The organism is Rhizobacter sp. P5_A1, assembly GCF_056400745.1.
In genome coordinates, this window is the sequence record NZ_JBFUKR010000004.1 from 240,024 (window position 1) to 256,728 (window position 16,705).

Here is a 16,705-nt window from a genome sequence, read left to right on the forward strand (position 1 = left end):
GCCCATTCTGTCGCCGACGGGCGCTGGCAGGTGTATCTCCTGGTTGCATCCGAGGTGGTTCCCGCAGCGCATCCAGCGCCGCCAAGGTTGCACGCCCCGATACCTGCGCTAACGGGCTTTTTGCACACGCGGCCCCCCTATTCGCGGGCGCAATCGCCGCGGCGCACTCGGCTCGCATTCCTACAATCGGGCGGGCGTCTGGCAGATCCAGGATCAGGGATCTGTTCTGTGTGTTGGTAGCGCCCGAACCTGGCACGGCATGTCAATCCCCTCGATGCATCTCCTGTTGAGCAGCGTGTTCCAGCGTCACGCGCAGCGCACTGCCGTGCAGGGCCGCAGCATCGCGTGGACCTACGCCGAGCTCGACCGCCTGAGCGCCGGTCTCGCGCAGGCCTTGCTCGAGCGCGGCGCCGCTCCCGGACAGACCGTGCCGATCCTGATGGGTCGTTCGCCGCTGCTGGTCTTGTCGCAACTCGCGGTGCTGCGACTCGGCGCCAGCTATTCGCCGATCGACATGGCGAGCCCCGCGGCGCGCCGGCGCACCATGCTCGATGCGATCGGCAGCGCGCTGCTGTTGTGCGACGGCAGCGCCAACGTCGATGCGACCGACGCGGCAAGCGCATTCGACGTCGCCGGCTGGTTCGCGACGCAGTCGACATCCGCCGCCCCCGCAATCGACCGATGGCACGCGCCGCCGGCCGGCGGCCCCGCCTACGTGATGTTCACCTCCGGTTCGACCGGCGTGCCGAAGGGTGTGATGGTGCCGCACGCCGGCATCGTGCGGCTGGTGCACGAGGCCGACCATGCGCACTTCGGGCCTGAGCAACGCTGGGGTTTCATGTCGTCACCGGCCTTCGATGCCTCGACGCTCGAAGTCTGGGGCGCGCTGCTGAACGGCGGCTGCTGCGTGATCCAGGAGGAACCGTATCCGTCGCTGGACAGGCTCGGGGAGTTCTTCACCCGGCAGCGCATCACCGACGCCTGGCTGACCTCGGCGCTCTTCAACGCGATCGTCGAGGATCAGCTCGCGTCGCTCGGCGCGTTGCGCCAGCTGCTCGTCGGCGGCGAGCGCGTCTCGCCGCAGCACGCGCGGCTGATGCTGCAGGCGCACCCGCAGGTGCGCTTGATCAACGGCTATGGGCCGACCGAGAACACCACGTTCACGCTGTGCCACACGATCGGCCTGGACGACACCGATCCCGCCGGCGTGCCGATCGGCACGCCGCTGTCGGGCACGCAGGTGCGCATTGAGGCGAGCGATCCGCAAGTGCCCGATCAGGGCGAGCTCTGGGCCGCCGGGGCCGGCGTCGCGCTCGGCTACCTCGGCGACGCCGAGCTGACACAGGCGAAGTTCGTGTGGCTCGAAGGCGTGCGCTGGTACCGCACCGGCGACCTCGTGCGGCGGCGTGCCGACGGCGTGTTCGAGTTCGTCGGCCGCCGTGACCGGCAGGTCAAGGTGCAGGGACATCGCATCGAGATCGACGAGGTTGAATCGGCGCTGGCCGCATGTCCGGGCGTCGGTGCGGGTGCCGTGCTGTCGTGCGGCGACGATGCCGCCAGTCGCCACCTGGTGGCGTTCTACAGCGGCACGAATGGCACGCCGCCGGATGTCGAAACGGTCGCCGGCCACCTCGCGCAGCGACTCTCGATTGCAGCGATGCCCAAGGTGTTTCGGCCGCTCAAGCGCCTGCCGGTCAATCTGAACGGCAAAGTCGATCGGGGCGCGCTGGCGCAGTTGCCGCCGGGCAGCGCGTCTGCCGCGGCCGACGCGGCATCGATCGACGCGCCGATGAACACGGTCGAAGCCGCCCTGGCCGCCGTCTGGGGTGAACTGCTGCCGCGCGCGTCGCTGCGGCGCGATTCGCACTTCATGCGGATCGGTGGGAGCTCGTTGCTGGCGCTGCACGTCGCGGCACTGGTGCGCAAGCGCCTGGGTCGCGTGTTGTCACCCGTCGATGTGTTGCGTCATCCGGTGCTGTCGGAGCAGGCGCGCATCCTCGAACAGGCGGAGGCCGCGCCGCACGAGCCGGATCGCGCCGACTGGAACATCCCGATGACGCAGGCCCAGCGCAACGTGCTCGCCGCCACGCGCCTGGACCCGACCGGGTGCGCCTACCTCGTTCATGTTGCGCTGCATGCGCCGACGCTGACCGACGCCGAGGCCTGGCGCGAAGCCTTCAGACAACTCGCGCGGCGCCACCCCGCCCTGCGCCTGCGAGCCCGGCACGATGGCAACGCCGCCCACGCGCGGCTGCAGGCAGAGCTGCCCGCCGGCTGGTGGCAGCAATTCCCGGTGCTCGTCGACGTGCCCGGCGACCTCGACTGGCCCACCGACCTGCTCAACCATGTGAACCGGCCGCTCGACACCGCGAACGACGGCAGCATGCGCGTCGACTGCTGGCCAGTGCAAGGCGGGGGGCTGCTGCTGGTCTGGACGCTGCACCATCACATCATCGACGAGGCCGGCATCGCGACGGCGCTGAGCGAGCTCGACGCGTTGCTGCAGGGCCAGCCGCTGCCGCCGGTCTACGGATCGCCGTTCGCGTTCGCGTCGATCGAATCCGCGTGGGCCGAACCCGCCGCCGACGCCGCCTGGGCCGCGTTGCTGACCCGCACACTGGCCGGCCATGCGCCGCCCCTCGAGCATGCGCCAGCGTTCGGCCGCGAGCGCCGGCTGGCACTCGACCCGGCGCTGCAGCAGCGGCTTGCGGCCTGCGCGGGCGCGCTCGGTTGCACGCCATTCCCGCTTCTGCTCGCCGCCTATGGCCAGGCGCTTCAAGACGCGTTCGGTGCGGCATTCCGATTCGTCTCGACACCGTTTTCGCGGCGCGCCGAGCCCGAACTGATCGAGCCGATCGGCTTCCTGCTCGACGTGCGCTTCATCGAGGCCGGCGCGCGGCCCGGCGAGAGCCTGGCCCAATCGCTCGGCCGCGTCGGGCGCGCGGTGCATCGCGCACAAGCGCCGAGCTTCCAGTCGCGCGACGGATTGATCGCCAGCGTCGCCGCGCACGACCCGCATGTCGCACAGTGCCTGACCCAGTTCAGCTTCACGTGGCGCCTGGATCCGGTCGGTGCGGTGACGATCGCCAACCAACCGGTGCACCAGTTGCGCGTGCCGCAGCTCGGATCGCGCTATTCGCTGTGCCTGCATGTTGCGCAGCTCGGCGACCGGATCGACTGCAGCGTCGAGGCTGTCGCTTCGGCCCACGACAGCGGTGCGGTCGACCGGCTCTGGGCGGCATTCGTGCACCGCCTCGACGCGCTGTGCACGCTGCGCGATGTCGGCCTGAACGACGACGCGATCGACCTCGAGGAGCAGGTCGATGCCGATGACCGAAACCGGCACTTGCCCGACGACACGCTGCGCCGACTGTGGGCGCATTGGCTCGAGACGAGCGAGCACGCGGTCACGCCCGCGAGCCACTTCCTGCGCAGCGGCGGCTCGTCGTTGACGGCGATGCGGATGGCGGCCGCGCTGCGGCGCGAGCACGGCCTGCGACTCGATGTCGGCGCGTTCCTCGCCGACCCGACTTTCGCGAAGCTGGGCCTGCTCGCCCGTGCGACGTCGACGCCGCGGGCGGATGGCTTCGTGCTGGTCGGCCCGAGCGACTTCGCGCGCGTGATGCTGGTCCTGCCGGGTTCCGGTGGGCAGGCGGCCGGCATGTACGCGCTCGCCGATGCATTGCATCGCCGCATGCCGCAAGGCAGCGCCGTCGCGGTTGTCGATCTCGACGAGGCGCTGCAATTGGCTCCCGACGAAGACCCGCTGTGGTTCGTCTCGCGGCGCATCGTGCAGATCGTGCGCGATCTTGGCCAGACGCGCGTGACCGGCATCGTCGGCTTCTCGCTCGGCGGCTCGCTCGCGCTGCGCATCGTCGAGGCACTGGGCGACGGCGGCGCGGCAATCCCGGTCTGGATGCTCGACACCTTTGCGCCTCGCGCGCACCACACCGGCCTGTGGCGCAAGGTCGAGCGCAACCTGGCCTGGAAGCTTTACGGGGGCCGCCCGAAGACGGGCGATGCAGCCCCCGCGTCGCCGCCGGTCGAGCTGCAATCGCTGCCGATGCGCGCGTCACCGGCGCAGTGGCACGTGCTGGGCGAGCAACTCGCGGGGCAACGCTTCGCTGCGCCGCGCTCGCACGTGCGCCTGATCCAGGCACGCCAGAGCGTTCAGTACAGCGGCCTGCTCTGGCAGCGCCGCAACAACGGCTTCGTGCCGGAACACTACGGCTCATGGGCGGTGCATGAAATCGACGGCGCCCACCTCGACATCCCGCGCCACCTGGCCGCCTCGACCGCCGACATCATCGTCGGCAACCAACGCTTCGATGCGAACGGCGCCGAGTGACGCGCCGGCGGCGCCTGCCCTGGTGATCGAAGCACATGGCGATCGCACGCCCGACCAGGCCCGGGCGCTCGCCGCCAGCGTGCATGCGGCGCTGACGCGCGGCGCGCCGGCGGTGATCGTGCTGTGCGCGGCCGGCGAGCCGATCCTGCGCGCGCGAGAGACGCTTCGAACGCTCGGCGCCGCGCTGCATGCGACCGCCGCGCGGCTGAACGCGCGGCACAGTCGCAGCGCAACCGACGGGCTCGCGGCCTGGGCCGCGAGCTGCGCCGGTCCGATCGGCGTCGATGTGCAAAGGGCGCCGGACACACTCGACGACGGTTTGCTCGATGCCGCGCTCGACCCGCGCGAACGCGCCTGGCTGGCCGCGCAGCCGATCCGGGGGCACGCATTCGCGCAACTTTGGGCCGCCAAGGAAGCGGCGCTGAAGGCCTTCGGCGTCGGGCTCGCGTGGTCACCGGCGGCCGTCGCGGCGCTGCCGGTCGCCGCCGGATGGCATGCGCTGCAGGTGCACGCCCTGGGCCACGCATGGCTCAGCCATCTCGAGACGCCCGGCACGCGATCGATCGCCCTTGCCGTGGCGTTGAACGCCGGGCACGCTGCGTTGCCCGGCTGAACCGCCTGCGGTCAGGCCGGTCCGCAGTCCCGCGGGTCAATCGTGGCCGTGGCCGTGCCCGTGGCCCTTGTCCTTGTCGTGACCCTTGTCATGGCCGCGATCGTCGTGCTTGTCCCAGCCGCGATGGCGACCGCGGTCCCAGCCCGGATGTTCGTGCTCGTAGCGCTCGCGCACATACGTTTCGCGCACGAAGTACACCGGCTGGCCGCAGGCGTTGTAGCGCCCGCAGTAGCGGCGCCAGTTCTGCTGGTGCGCCGGCGGGACGTACAGGTAGACTGGGGCACGCTCGACCACCACCCGCGGCGGCGAGATGATGACCGGCTGCGGCAGCACCAGCGCGGGCTGCGGCACGTCTCCAATGTTGATGCGGCCGTAGACACCCGGTTGGTTGATGCCGATCGACACACCGACGCTGGTCTGCGCCATGGCCGAGCCGGCTGCCGCCGTGGCGAGCAATCCCAACGCAATGATCTTCTTCATGGTTCTCTCCTGTGAGTCGTGAATCAACAACGCGCTGCGGCGCTGCTGCGCGGACAGGTCTTGCGCACCCGACCCGGCCTTTACGCACACTTACGCAACGCGCCGATTCGCATGGTGACGGCATTTCGGCGACAGCCGCACGGCGCGCCGGCAAAACAGGACAACTCCTACACGGCGGTGCGGACTGAACGAAACACGAACCGGGCGGATCGCTGTTTAATCGAGCCTGTCGGTGCCCGATCGGCAGCCCTGGGGAGGGTGATGATGTCCATGCTCGGCGATGTTTTCGGCAGTCTCAAATCGATGAGCCAACTGCAGCTGCTGCTGGCCTTCATCGCTTGCATCGGCTATGCACTGGCCCAAGGCGGCCTGCTGCCGGCGAATGGTCGGTGCATCGCGTGGTGCACTGCCGCACTCGCGGCCGTCGGGTTCGCATTCGAGAGCAGCGACTGGACCTACGCGACGGTCCTGCTCGGCTTCGCGATTGCCGGCATCGGCAGCTTCGTTGCCGCGGCGTGGCTGACGAGCCGTGCGCTCGGCATCGGCCGCGTGCCGGCCGCGCTGCCGCTCGAATCCACTGAACCCGCGCCGAATGCCGCCCCGGTGCTTGTCGAAGCCAAGCCGCGCCCCGCGCGTCCGGGCGATCACGCGCATTCCCTCTGACCGGCCTGGGCCGATTCGTCGGATCAGTCTGCCAGCGCGTAGATCTGCGACAGCGCCTTGCGCTGCATCGGCAGCAGCGGATGCAGCGCGAGCAACCCGGTGCGCCCGATGCTCGTTTCGAGATAGCGCATCTCGACGAACTTGGCGCGCGTCGCGTCGTCGAGCGCCGGCTCGAAACCGTTCTCGCGCATCATCAGCAGGCCTTTCGCGCGCATCGCGAGCTCGGTGAAGAGACCGAGGTAGCACAACAGATCGGCGACCACCGGCCCGCGAAAACGCGCCTTCAGGCTCGCCAGGTAATGGCCGACCGGCGAGCCCGACAGGTGCCCCGAATGGATCAGTTCCAGCATCTCGGCGTCGGCGTCGAACCCGCGCCCAAGCCAGTCGGCCAGGCTCTTCTCGCTGCGATGAAGCACCAGCAACAGCAGCAGCGGCACCGCGATCAGCACCGCGAGGGTCGCGAATTTCGGCACGTGCGTCAGATGGTTGAAGGTCGCGTGCAACAGCACCGCGGCCACAAAGCCCGGCAGCGCCGCCCACAGCCCGCGGCGCTCGTCGCGCTCGACCACCGTCAGCGCAACAACCGCGACGATCGCGGTGGCGCCACCATGCATGATCGCGGTACCGAAGCCACGCACGACCCAGGTCGCCTGGCCGGCGTCCGGAAAGCGCAGCAGCGCACTCAGGTTCTCGGCCAGCGCAAAGCCGCACCCGACCGCGAAGCCGAGGATCGCCGCGTCGACCAGGAAGCCGATGCGATGGCGCCGGATCAAGCCGACGACGATCGCGCCCTTCAGCGCCTCTTCGATCAGCGGCGAGACGTAGCGCGTGTAGGTGGCGTGATCGAGCCCGAGTTTCGCGAGCAGCCACCCGTTCGCGAAGTAGCTCAGCGCGGCGATCGCGATGCCGCCGCCCATCACGAGCATCACGAGGCCGGGCCGAACGAGCTTGTAGCTGTCGAGGTAGAACAGCGTCGTCAGAAAGCACAGCACCGGCAGCAGGCACAGCAGTGCCGGAATCAAGGGCGTCATCGACATGTGCGAATCGGTGCCCCTACATGATCTTCAGCGACAGCATCCACTCGCGCCCGGTCGGGCGGCCGCGCTCGGATGCGGCCGCGTAGCCGGCCGACAGGATCATCTCGTACCAGTGCATGACGCTGAAGCGCAGGTCAACCTGCGCGCCGACGCTGAGATAGCGCTTGCGCAGCTCGGATCGCCCTGGATCGGTCCAGAGCGCGGTGCCGAACATTGCCGGGCGCAGCCATGTCGCGTGAAAGCCCGGCGCGCCGGCGGATTCGAAGATCAGTGGCGGCAGGTTCCATTCGACCATCTGGCGCACGAACGACAGGCCGGCGATCTCGTTCAGGCGAAAGCCCGGCATCGCGTAGTACTCCCGATAGCGCTTGACGTTGCCGTCATCGATGCGATTGTTGCCGAAGCCGCCGAAGTAGAAGTTCGCCAATGGATCGCCGCGGTCGCCGCTGGCCGCGCCGAACGCGGTGCGCGACCAGACCGATGAATGGGCCCAGGGCAACGCCTGGCCGAGGTCGACGTTGCCATGCCACTGCGGCGTCGTGCGCCCGTTGGCGACACTGGTCGACAGCACGCTCGACCCGCTGACGCCCTTCTCGTCGTCGACCCCGCCGAGCGAACGCCGCAGATCGGTGTAGTGCAGCCCGGCCTCGGCGGTGATCAGCCGCGTGAAGCGGCTCGAGACGTTCTGGTAATCGGGCAGCGTGTCGATCTTGTCGAAGTAGCCCAGGTCGAGTTTCAGGTCGAGCCGGCGCGGCAGGTCGAACACGAGCGGGCGGTCGTAGCCCAGCTTCAGCGCGAGGCCCTTGCGGCTGCGTTTCGTCGGACCCGACAGGTCATAGAAGTCGGAACGGTTCCAGGCCAGCGAGCCGCGCCAGCCGAGGTAGCGGCCGCTGATCTCGACGTGCGCACGTTCGTCCTGACCGAGCGATCGGTCCGGCGTGTAGGCCGCGGTCAGGCCGATGTGCGCAAAGCCCAGCAGGTCGTCGATGTTCGCGTGGTAGCCCAGGCCGATCGCGTCCTTGTAGCCTTGCAGCACCGGGTAGGCGCTCTGCAGCGACATCTGCTCGAGCGGCGCGTAGCTGCCGCGCCGCACGACGAGCCGCTCGTCGTCGACCGTGCTCGGCGGCGGCACGCGCCAGCGCGTCACCACGGGGTAGCGCGCCGCGAGCTCGGCGCCGAGGAACTTCGCCGCGCTGACATCCTCGAGCGGCTTCGGCTCGAGCACGCTCGGCACGAAGCCCTGCCCGGTGTAGTTCAGCACGACCAGGCGCCCGTCGGCGAGCGGCACCGGCCGGAACAAGCCGGTCTCGGCGTTCGTCACCGCTTCGGTCGCGCCGGTGCTCACCTCGTAGCGAAAGATGTTCGAGGCGCCGGTGTAGTAGCTGCTGCCGTACAGGTAGCGACCGTCGCGCGAGAACACGAAGCCTTCCGGCGCCGCCTGGCCGAAGCGAAACTCGCTGACCTGCTCGAGCCGGCCGTCGAGCAGCGCGTCCATCTTCCAGACGCGAACGAACTGGTCGCCATGAACCTCGCTGACCGACGCCGAGACCTGGCGCCCGTCCGGCGACACATCGAGGTCGGTCGGCACGACACCGTACGCGAAGGTGTGCAGCTGGTTCCACTCGGTGTACGGGTACGGGATGCGCACCAGCGTCGCCAGGCCGTTCTGGTGCCGCACGCCGAGCAGCGAGCGGTCGCTCGCGTTGAAGACGATCTCGCCGATGCGCGCGTCTTTCAGCAGTTCGGTTGTCTTGCCGGTCGCCACGTCGAGCGCGACCAGGTCGCGGTACGCGAGGTTGTCGGTCGTGAAGAAGGCCGTGCGGTGCGCCGCGTCGTAGGCGAACGAGGTGACCGAATAGAGGATCGCGCCCTTGATGTCGGCGAGGCGGCGCACCGAACCATTGCGGATGTCGATCGCCCCGACGTGCTCGACCACGCCCGGGTAGCGAAAGGCGCCGTAGAGCGTGCCGCTCGTTTCGTCGAAGTAGGTGCGCGAGCTCGAGCCCACCGCGACGGGGACGAGCGCACGCAACGGCGTGATCGGAAACTTGCGCAGCGCCACCAGGTTGCGGCGCTGGAAGTCGTGCTCGAACGCGATCCACTGCTGCCACGCCGCGTCGAGCGGCATGCCGAAGACGCGCTCGAACTGATCCGCGTAGTGGCGCAGGCTGCCTTCGTCGCGGCGCAGCCAGTCGACCACCTTCTCGGGCGATTGCGCGTAGGCGAGCCAGGTCATGAAGCGCGTGCCGTAGAGATAGGCGTTCGCGCCGACCTGGAAGTCGATGCGCACGCCGCGCGACTCGAGCCCGAGTGGGTCGTGGAATTGCGCGTCGTCGCGCACCATCGCGCGGAACACCATCTCGTCGTAGCCGCCCTGGGCGCGGCCGAGCCCGCCGCCCATCCACGTCTCCATGAACACCGCGGCGCCCTCGAGCAGCCAGCGCGGCACGTTGAAGCGCGGCACCGTCAGGTAGCTGTACAGCATCGACTCGGGATGCGCGGACTGCGGCGGCACCTTGCCGAAGAACATCCCACGCCAGAAGCGGTCCTGAGCCGACGCCAGATCGGTCGTCGCGATGTGCACCAGCTCGTGGTTCATCAGCGAGTACATGCGCTCGCTGCTCGGGTTCGTCTCGAACGCGTTCGATGCGGGCGCCACGTCGACGCGCAAGGTGTTGAACGGCAGCGGCGTCGCGCCGGCGTTGCCGTAATCGGAAAAGTCTTTCAGCATCACGGTGACGGGCTGCGACGGCATCCAGCCGAAGCGCTCGCGCTGCCAGCGCAGCGAGTTCGTGAAGGTCTGGATCGTGTGCGGCAGCAGGTAGTCGAGCGTCGGCGACGGGTACACGAGCCGCAGCTCCGGGGTCTCGATCATCCCGAGCCCGAGCGGATTGCCGTCGGCGAGCGCGGCCGGGGTGGTCGCGAGGCCCGCAACGAGGGCGATCCAGCGTGCACGCAAGAGGCAGCTCCTTCAGGCCGGCTTCGAAGCGGCAGAGCATACGCAATTCGTAACCAAACGAAAGCCGCCGGCGCAAGGCCGGCGGCTTTCGTGGGGCGAATGCGACGCGCTGCTACTCGTGTTGCAGGCGCTCGGCGACGGCCTTGTCCAGCTTCATGCGGCTGGCCTCGGCGGCCTTCAGCATCAGGCCGGCCTCGGCGCTGTTGAGCGAGCGGTTGGCCTCGGTGCTCAGCAGGACCCGGCTGGCCTCGACGTTGCCGGCGATCGCCAGCGCGAGCTGCGGGTTCAACGACGCAAAGCGGCTCGCCTCGACGCTCGACAGGATCGCGTTCGCGGCATCCGGCTTCAGGCTCACCATCCGCGCGAGTTCGACACGGTCGGCCGCGGGCACCCGGTTGGCCCTCAGGTCGGCGATGGCCGCACGGGCCATCTCGACATTGCCCAGCATCGCCTTGGCCAGTGCAACGTTCTCGGCAGCAGCCTGCGCCGCCCCGACGTTCTGCAGCATCGTCAGGCCCGTCCCGGCGGGAACGCGGGCCAGCACCGTCGCGAGCAGGCGCAAGTTCGCGTCCTGCGACAGCGCCTTCATCTGCGGATCCTTGACCATCTTGTCGAAGCCGTCGTTCTGCAGCAGCTGCGCGATCGTCTGGTCGCCGAGCTTGACCGCTTCGGTGTTGTCTTGCGGTGCGCGATAGCGCTCGGCCGGTGCAATCGTCCCGACGATGCTCTCGCTCTTCGGTGGCAGGTCGAACCCGACCATCGCGACCGCCACCACCAGCGCGCTGATCGCGCCGCCGACCCAGAGCTTACGCGTGCCAAACCCGATGCGTTGTTGTTCGCTCATGTTCCCGCTCTCCCCTCGTGGACCCGGCCGGCTCGGCCGACGGGTGGTTGCTCCAATCCAGGAGACCGACCGCCGGCCCTCTGGATGCCTGTAGCCAATTACGTTGGCGGACTCGGAAAGTTGGTCGAAATCTCGCATCGAATCCAGACGCTGCGACGCTGCCGCCGTGACAGCGGCGACCAGCCCTTCGGGCGGCGACGCCTGCGGCGCGCGCTCGAGCGCGACGAACAGGCGGTGCCATTGCTCGAACTCCGCACGCGCGGATGCGTCTGCTGCCAGCAGGCGCTCGAGTTCGAGCGCCTGCTCGGGCGTGGCGACGCCATCGAGCACGGCCTGAATCCGTTCGGTGAGCTCGCTGTGTTTCGTCATGGTCATGTCAGTACCGCCCGGCCGCCCGAAGGTACTGACGCGTCCCCCTGGGGGCAGTGAACGAAGTGAGCACGGGGGCTTCATCCTATTCCGCGCCGAGGTGGCCCAGCAGCCCGCGCAAGCGCCTGCGCGCCTCGAAGAGCCGCGACTTCACGGTCTTCTGATCGAGATCGAGAATCTCGCCGATGTCTTCGTAGCTGCACTCCGAAAAGTGCCGCAGCGTCAACACCACCCGATCGTTGATCGACATGCTCATGATGCTGCGACGGATGTCTGCGCTCGTCTGCACCTGCGTCAGCAAGGCCTCGGGGCCTTGACCGTCGAGGTCGGGGATGTCGAACTCGTCGTCGAGCGCCGTTTCGCGCTTGCCGCGCCGCAGCAGGTCGAGCGACTCGTTGACCGCGATCCGGTACAGCCAGCTGAACAACTTGTACTGCGGGTCATAGTCTTCTCCTCGTTCAACGATCTTCAGGAAGACCGTCTGCGTCACGTCGCTCGCGTCTTCAGGCCGGCGCAGGATCGCCAATGCGGCGTTGTAGATCGGCCGCTGGTAGCGCACCACCAGCGCCTCGAATGCCTCCCGGTCGCCGGCGCGGAAGCGCCTCAGCAGGGCCCGATCGTCGTCGTCTTCCACAAGTACGGGCGGCGGCGCGAATAGTTGGAGGCCGGGTCCGCGGGTCGGCTATTCGGCCGCTTCGATCTCGATGATCTGATCGAAACCGGAGTACACGAAGATGTCGCGGACGTGGCGGTTCACGCCCCGCAGCCGCAGCCGGCCGGCACCCGCCGTCAGGCGCTTCTGCGTCTTCAGCAGCACGCCGAGGCCGGCACTCGAGATGTACTCGAGCCCGCTGCAGTCGAGATCGACGTTGCCGACCGCGCGATCGAGGAAGGACTGCGCGGCCTGCGCCTGCGCGGCGTCGAGCCTGCCGACGATCAACACCGCTCCATCGGGCCCGGATTCCATCGTCAGCATCGCTCGCCCTCCCGCGCTTCAGGTCGGCCGCCGGTACGGCACGCGAAAGCGGATGCGGCTTTCGCGTGTCGCGGGGCGGTACTCGTAGCTCAACTCGTCCACCAGGCGCCGAACCAGGTGCAGACCGAGGCCACCCGGTCGGCGCTGCGCCAGCGGCAGGTCGACGTCGGCGTCCGGCGCCGCCGTGATGTCGAACGGCTCGACACCGGTATCGGCGAGGGTCACCGCGACACCGCCGGCGTCGCATTCGAATGCGATCTCGACCGGGTTCGTGCCCGACAGACTGTACTTCAACATGTTCGTGAAGAGCTCTTCGATCGCGAAATCGATCGCCGCGCGCGGCTCCGTTTCGACCTCCCGGCCGGCGAGCGCCGCCGCTGCGAACTCGACCATCTCGGCCAGGGATTCCACCCGGCGCTCGAACCGGCGGCTCATGCCCGGCGACGCGGCCGAGCGCTTGACCAGCACCATCGTCACGTCGTCCTGCTGTGGCGCGCCGCGCGCGAAGGAGCGCACCGCGCCGAGCAGCAGCGTCGACAGCGCGGCGGTCGATTCGCCGTGGTGCTCGCGCAGAACCGCCTCGACCCGCGCTTCGCCGAAAGCCTCGCCGCCTGGATCGAAGTACTCGAAGATGCCGTCCGAAAGCAGCACCAGCCAGTCACCCGGCGCCAGGTCGATCGCGGCCGCCGGCCGGCGCGCCGGCATCGGCATCGCGCCGAGCGGGAACCCGGTCGGCCCGTGACGCAAGCAGTGACCCGTCGCCGCCTGGAAATGCAGGATCGGTGCCTGGCCGCCGCTGAGGTAGCGCACGCGGTGCGCATCGGCATCGAGCAGTCCGACGAAGGCGGTGATGAAGCGGTCGTCTGGCAAGGTCGCGGCCAGCTGGTCGTTGACCTGGCCGAACGCCGTCTCCAGGTCGGCGCCGAGACGGAACGCCATGCGCAGCATCGAGTGCATCTGCGTGACCGACAGCGCCGGCGCGATGCCGTGGCCGGTCGCGTCGCCCAGCACGATCAGCAGGCCGGACTCGATGCAGGCCAGGTCGTAGGTGTCGCCGCCGGTCGCCGCGGCCGGCAGAAACGTGCCGCAGACGTCATACCCAACGACCGAAGGCATCGCCGCAGGCAAGGTGCTCATTTGCACGATGCGCGCCAGCTCGAGCTCCTGGCGCAGCTTCTCGCCCTCGATCAAGGCCTCGAGCATGCGCACGCGCGCGAGCGCGACCGCGCACTGCGCCGCGAGCGCGTTCGCGAGCGCCTCGTCGGCGGCGTCGAACACACCGGCGTGCTTGTTCAGCACCTGCATGACGCCGACCAGCCCGCCGTTGTGATCGACCAGCGGCAGGGTCAGGCTGCAGCGGGTACGGAAGCCCGAGCGCCGGTCGACCGCCGGGTCGAAGCGCGAATCGGCGTAGCAGTCGGGCACGTTGATCGCCGCCCGTTCGCGCGCGCAGGCGCCGACCAGACCGGTGCCGACCGGCACGCGCACGTGGCGAATGTCGTCCGCGACCTCGAGCACGAGATCGTCGGCGGCCGCGTCGTGCAGCCACACCGAGCTGCGCTCGGCCCGCAGCACCTGGCGCGCGGCGGCCGTCACGGTCGAGAGCATCGTCAGCAGATCGAACGGCGCCGCCAGCGCGCGCGTGACATCGAGGATCGCCTCCATGTCCTCGCGCGACAGCCCTTCTCCGGTGCTCGGCGCATTCATCACGAGGCCCCAGCCGGTCGCACCGGGCGCTCGAGCAGATCAGCCCGGCAGGCGACGCACAAACGCGTCGAGTGCACCCGAAAACGCTGCCGGCTGCTCGACGACGCTCAGGTGCGAAGCGTCGTCGAACACGACCAGTTCGGCACCCGGAATGCGCTCGACGATCGCCTGCGACATCGCGACCGGCGCGCCGACATCGAGCTTGCCCGCGATGACCAAGGTCGGGCAGGCGATGGCGCCGAGGCGCTCGAGCCAGTCGACGCCGCCGACCGCGCGGCACGATGCCGCATAGCCGACCGGATCGCTGTGCAGCACCTTGGCGCCGAAGGCCGCGACGACCTCCGGCTGCGCGGCGCGGAAAGCCGCGCTGAAGTAGCGTTCAAGCACCGACTCGACGATCGCCGCCATTCCGCCGCGCTGCACCGCCGCCACGCGCTGGTCGAACACCGCTCGCGACGCCTCGGGGTACTGGCTCGTCGTGTTCGCGAGCACCAGCGCTCTGACCAGCTCGGGGTGGCGGATCGCGAGGCCCTGCCCGACCATGCCGCCCATCGAGATGCCGACCCACACGACCGGCCCGCGGCCCCATTCGCGGATCAGCCGCGCGGCGTCGTCGACGAGCTGGTCCATCGTGTACGGGCCGGCCGGTACCGCCGAACCGCCGTGGCCGCGATGGTCGTAGCGCAGCACCGGGTGCCGGTCGGCCGCGAGCTGCCCGGCGAGCCCGTCCCACATCTGCAGGTCGAGGCCGAGCGCGTGACTCAGCACGACCGGCGCGGCGCCGTCCGCGGCGGGACCTTGCAGCGCGACCGCGAGCTGCGGCTGGCTGAAGGTGTGGTGCACCGCGACGCGCGCGGCGGCCGACAGCGGCGCCGGCGACGGCAGCAGCCCTTCGGCGCGCAGGATGTCCATCGTCAGCTTGAACGCGGTGTTCGCCGCGGGCACGCCGCAGTAGATCGCGCCCTGCATCAGCGTCTCCTTGATCAGCGCAAGCGGCACGCCACCGCGGATCGCGGCCTTGCAATGCAGCTCGAACTCCTCCCAGCGCGCCAGCCCCATCGTCATGCCGAGGACGAGCAGGCGGCGCGTCGTGTGATCGAGCCCGGGCCGGCCCCAGATGTCGTGCCAGGCGTAGCGCGTGATCAGGTGCTGGAACTCGGCGTTGAACGCGGTCGCGTTGTTCAGCGACTGGTCGACCCAGGCGTCGCCGAGCACCGCGCGGCGGTTTCTCAAGCCGCGGTCGAAGTCGTCCTGTCGGTCGTCGGTTGTTTGGCTCATCGCTGGCTTGCCTTTCACATCGGTTCAGAGCGCGTCGGCGTCGAACGCCGCGGCCCGCTCGCGCAGATCGGCCCATTGCGCCTCGACGGCGGCGCTGGCCTGGCGCGCCGCAGCGTCGACGTCGAACGCCGCCCGCAGCGCGGCGCCGTCGATGGCCGCGCCGAGCGCCGCATTCGCGGCGACGGCCTCCTGCGCCAGCTTCAGCAGCGGCCGTTGCGCGGCCACGGCTTCGCGCGACAGCGTCTCGAGCAGCGCCTGTGCGGCCGCCTTGCCGACATGGCGCGCGAACAGCATCGCCGCCGCCTCGGCGAACACGAGGCCGTTCAGCGCATCGACGTTGCGGCGCATGCGGACGGTGTCGACGCTCAACCCCGCCGCCGCCGCGGCCAGCGCATCGACCGCGCCGTGCGCCGACAGGAACAGCCCCGGCCACTCGGCCAGTTCGGCCTGCCAGTTGCCCAGGCCACGCTCGTGCTCCTGCGGCATCGCAGCGAGCAGCGCGGCGACGCGGTGCGGCGCGCGCATCGAAGCCGCCAGCGCGATCATCGAGGCGACCGGGTTGCGCTTGTGCGGCATGGCCGACGAACCGCCCTTCGCGGCGCCGCTCGCGCTGGTGCTCGGCTCGGCGAGCTCGCCGATCTCGCCCTGCGCGAGCAGCGCAATGTCTTTCGCGATCTTGCCGAGCGAGCCGCACAGCACGCCGACTTCGCAGCCGAGCGCGACCCACTCATCGCGCTGCGTGTGCCAGGCGCCGGGGGCAAGCGTGAGCTGCAAATCACCGGCCATGCGCCGCGCGACCGCCGGGCCGCGCTCGCCCATCACCGACAGCGTGCCGACCGCGCCGCCGAGCTGCAGCTTCAGGGCCGCGCCGGCCGCGCTGCGCAGCCGCKGGCGCGCGCGCGCCAGCGGCGCGACCCACTCGATGAGCTTGAAGCCGAAGCTGATCACCAGCGCCGGTTGCAGCAGCGTGCGGCCGAGCATCGGCGCGTCGCGGTGCTGCTGCGCGAGTGCGAGCAACGCGTTCGTCAGGTCGCCGATGCGCGCATCGATCAGCGCGAGCGCGCGGCGCGTCGCCAGCACCATCGCGGTGTCGATCACATCCTGGCTCGTGCTGCCCCAGTGCACGCAGCCGGCAGCCGCGGGATCAACGGTGGCGACACGCGCGGTCAGCGCGCGGACGAGCGGGATCGCGAGCGTCCCCGCGACCGTGCCGGCCTCGACGATCGCATCGAGATCGAAGTGCTCGACCCGGCACGCCGCGGCGATCGGCGCCGCCGCGGCCCCCGGGATCACGCCTTCGGCCGCCTGCGCCCGTGCGAGCGCGGCCTCGAAGTCGAGCATGCCCTGCAGCAGCGCGGGCGCGCCGAAGGTCTCGGCCATCACGGGCGTCGACAGGAAGCGGTCGAAGACAGCGGCCGGCATCGCGCGGCC

The 16,705-nt window shown here is 69.8% G+C and carries 13 protein-coding genes; 4 read left to right on the plus strand and 9 right to left on the minus strand.

Features of this window, described 5'->3' with window-relative positions; all coding sequences use genetic code 11:
- The first annotated feature begins 274 nt into the window (after positions 1-274).
- Complete coding sequence (locus AC1DTW_RS06245; protein ID WP_477980162.1) at positions 275-4,348, plus strand: amino acid adenylation domain-containing protein; 4,074 nt, start codon at positions 275-277, stop codon at positions 4,346-4,348.
- Positions 4,349-4,370: 22 nt separating this feature from the next.
- Positions 4,371-4,961 carry a 4'-phosphopantetheinyl transferase family protein gene (locus AC1DTW_RS06250; protein ID WP_477980163.1) on the plus strand — a complete coding sequence of 197 codons (591 nt, stop codon included), beginning with the start codon at positions 4,371-4,373 and terminating at the stop codon, positions 4,959-4,961.
- 36 nt (positions 4,962-4,997) lie between these two features.
- Here AC1DTW_RS06250 and AC1DTW_RS06255 read toward each other — a convergent pair whose 3' ends face one another.
- Entirely contained in the window at positions 4,998-5,441 is a 444-nt protein-coding gene (locus AC1DTW_RS06255) for a hypothetical protein (protein WP_477980164.1), read from the minus strand.
- Positions 5,442-5,459: 18 nt separating this feature from the next.
- Between AC1DTW_RS06255 and AC1DTW_RS06260 the strand changes: the two genes are divergently transcribed.
- Entirely contained in the window at positions 5,460-6,104 is a 645-nt protein-coding gene (locus AC1DTW_RS06260; RefSeq protein WP_477980165.1) for a hypothetical protein, read from the plus strand.
- Between the two features lie 23 nt (positions 6,105-6,127).
- On the opposite strand, the gene AC1DTW_RS06265 is transcribed toward AC1DTW_RS06260, so the two are convergent.
- The 3 genes from AC1DTW_RS06265 to AC1DTW_RS06275 form a co-directional block, all read right to left on the minus strand.
- Positions 6,128-7,141 (minus strand): PrsW family glutamic-type intramembrane protease, encoded by a 1,014-nt coding sequence (locus tag AC1DTW_RS06265; RefSeq protein WP_477980166.1) that lies wholly within the window; start codon positions 7,139-7,141, stop codon positions 6,128-6,130.
- Positions 7,142-7,157: 16 nt separating this feature from the next.
- A complete protein-coding gene (locus AC1DTW_RS06270) occupies positions 7,158-10,100 on the minus strand; it encodes a hypothetical protein (RefSeq protein WP_477980167.1) in 2,943 nt (980 codons plus the stop codon).
- A gap of 112 nt (positions 10,101-10,212) precedes the next feature.
- The gene (locus AC1DTW_RS06275) at positions 10,213-10,944 is read right to left on the minus strand and encodes a hypothetical protein (RefSeq protein ID WP_477980168.1); all 732 of its coding nucleotides are present in this window, start codon (positions 10,942-10,944) and stop codon (positions 10,213-10,215) included.
- Positions 10,945-11,064: 120 nt separating this feature from the next.
- On the opposite strand from AC1DTW_RS06275, the gene AC1DTW_RS06280 reads away from it, so the two are divergent.
- Positions 11,065-11,373 carry a hypothetical protein gene (locus AC1DTW_RS06280; RefSeq protein ID WP_477980169.1) on the plus strand — a complete coding sequence of 103 codons (309 nt, stop codon included), beginning with the start codon at positions 11,065-11,067 and terminating at the stop codon, positions 11,371-11,373.
- A 25-nt stretch (positions 11,374-11,398) separates the two neighbouring features.
- Here AC1DTW_RS06280 and AC1DTW_RS06285 read toward each other — a convergent pair whose 3' ends face one another.
- Genes AC1DTW_RS06285 through AC1DTW_RS06305 form a run of 5 tightly spaced genes read right to left on the minus strand, consistent with a single transcriptional unit; the run spans position 11,399 to position 16,696 of the window.
- The gene (locus tag AC1DTW_RS06285; protein WP_477980170.1) at positions 11,399-11,947 is read right to left on the minus strand and encodes an RNA polymerase sigma factor; all 549 of its coding nucleotides are present in this window, start codon (positions 11,945-11,947) and stop codon (positions 11,399-11,401) included.
- Between the two features lie 48 nt (positions 11,948-11,995).
- A complete protein-coding gene (locus tag AC1DTW_RS06290; RefSeq protein ID WP_477980171.1) occupies positions 11,996-12,289 on the minus strand; it encodes an STAS domain-containing protein in 294 nt (97 codons plus the stop codon).
- 18 nt (positions 12,290-12,307) lie between these two features.
- Positions 12,308-13,996, minus strand: a complete 1,689-nt coding sequence (locus AC1DTW_RS06295; protein WP_477980172.1) for an ATP-binding SpoIIE family protein phosphatase — start codon at positions 13,994-13,996, stop codon at positions 12,308-12,310.
- 39 nt (positions 13,997-14,035) lie between these two features.
- Positions 14,036-15,274 carry a bifunctional 4-carboxymuconolactone decarboxylase/3-oxoadipate enol-lactonase PcaCD gene (gene pcaCD / locus AC1DTW_RS06300; protein ID WP_477980173.1) on the minus strand — a complete coding sequence of 413 codons (1,239 nt, stop codon included), beginning with the start codon at positions 15,272-15,274 and terminating at the stop codon, positions 14,036-14,038.
- A gap of 24 nt (positions 15,275-15,298) precedes the next feature.
- Complete coding sequence (locus AC1DTW_RS06305; RefSeq protein ID WP_477980174.1) at positions 15,299-16,696, minus strand: lyase family protein; 1,398 nt, start codon at positions 16,694-16,696, stop codon at positions 15,299-15,301.
- Positions 16,697-16,705: the final 9 nt, after the last annotated feature.